Annotated in this window: 1 protein-coding gene; it reads left to right on the top strand. The window is 61.7% G+C overall.

From position 1 onward, the window contains the following. Positions 1 to 402 (top strand): Tn3 family transposase (locus HMPREF2933_RS09485; protein WP_148129922.1); only part of this gene is annotated, 402 nt, incomplete at both ends.

Raw genomic sequence — 402 nt, 5'->3', positions numbered from 1 at the left:
GGTGCACCTGGCAGCCTCGGTCATGAGCGGACATGCCAGTGCGGTGGCAGCTCTTGCGCGGTTCGGTTCTGCCGCCCAGGGCGATCCAATCTATGAGGCTGGCGTGCAATTGGGGCGGTTGCTGCGTACGGCGTTTTTGGCTGACTACTTTGTCAAGGACGCTTTCAGGAACGAGTTGCGCCGGGTGCTCAATCGGGGCGAGGCTGTTAACGCCCTCAAGCGCGCCATTTATACCGGCCGGATCAGCCCGGCGCAGGCCAAACGTGTCGATGAAATGCAGGCTGTGGCCGATGCGTTGAGCCTGATGGCCAACATCGTGATGGCGTGGAATACCTCACAGATGCAGGCGGTCCTGGATCGCTGGTCGAACCGCCGCCAGGTCATTCCACCGGAACTGATCGG

The sequence above is a fragment of the Streptococcus sp. HMSC066F10 genome (assembly GCF_001813805.1).
GTDB classification, from domain to species: Bacteria; Bacillota; Bacilli; order Lactobacillales; family Streptococcaceae; genus Streptococcus; species Streptococcus vaginalis.
This window is presented reverse-complemented; position numbering and strand designations above follow the sequence as displayed.